This window comes from Novosphingobium endophyticum (genome assembly GCF_014640675.1).
GTDB classification, from domain to species: Bacteria; Pseudomonadota; Alphaproteobacteria; order Sphingomonadales; family Sphingomonadaceae; genus Novosphingobium; species Novosphingobium endophyticum.
On the sequence record NZ_BMHK01000106.1, the window covers coordinates 1 to 841 of the forward strand.

Annotated in this window: 1 protein-coding gene and 1 pseudogene; both read left to right on the forward strand. The window is 67.1% G+C overall.

Going from position 1 to position 841, the window contains the following annotated elements; translation table 11 throughout:
- On the forward strand, positions 1 to 298 hold a 298-nt coding region (locus IEX32_RS20430; protein ID WP_444543977.1), incomplete at its 5' end, for an electron transfer flavoprotein subunit beta/FixA family protein.
- A 30-nt stretch (positions 299 to 328) separates the two neighbouring features.
- Positions 329 to 841, forward strand: a pseudogene (locus tag IEX32_RS20435) (electron transfer flavoprotein subunit alpha/FixB family protein); the annotation flags it as partial.

Consider the following 841-nt stretch of genomic DNA (forward strand, 5'->3'; position numbering starts at 1 on the left):
CGATCATGTTGCCGTCACGCGCGAGGTCGATGGCGGTCTCGAGACGGTGAAGCTGGCCATGCCCGCGATCGTCACCACCGACCTGCGCCTCAACGAGCCGCGCTATGCTTCGCTGCCCAACATCATGAAGGCCAAGAAGAAGCCGCTCGATACCAAGGCGCCCGCCGACTACGGCGTCGAGACCGCGCCGCGCCTCAAGACCCTCAAGGTCTCCGAGCCGCCGGTACGGCAAGCCGGCATCAAGGTGCCCGACGTCGACACGCTCGTCGCCAAGCTCAAGGAAATGGGAGTCGCCTGAGATGAAAACGCTCGTCTGGGTCGAACACNCTCGGGCTGCCGCGCCGTGGCCGAGGCCGCCGCGCAGATCGCCGGCGTCGCCAAGGTCCACCTCGCCGACAACGCCGCCTACGAGCACGGCCTTGCCGAGAACGTCGCGCCGCTCATCGCCGATCTGATGGCGAGCCATGATGCGTTCCTCGCGCCCGCCACCACCACCGGCAAGAACGTGGCGCCGCGCGTCGCCGCGCTGCTCGATGTCATGCAGATCTCGGACATCATCTCGGTGGAGGGCGAGAAGACCTTCACCCGCCCGATCTATGCCGGCAATGCCATCGCCACGGTCGAGAGCACCGATGCCAGGCTGGTCATCACCGTGCGCGGCACCGCCTTCGAGAAGGCGGCAGCCAGTGGCGGTTCGGCGGAAATCGAGGATGTCGCGGGTCCGGGCGATGCGGGTCTGTCCAGCTTCGTGAGCGCCGAAGTCGCCAAGTCCGAACGTCCGGAACTGACCAGCGCCAAGATCATCGTCTCGGGCGGCCGCGCGCTCAAGGATTCGGCGACG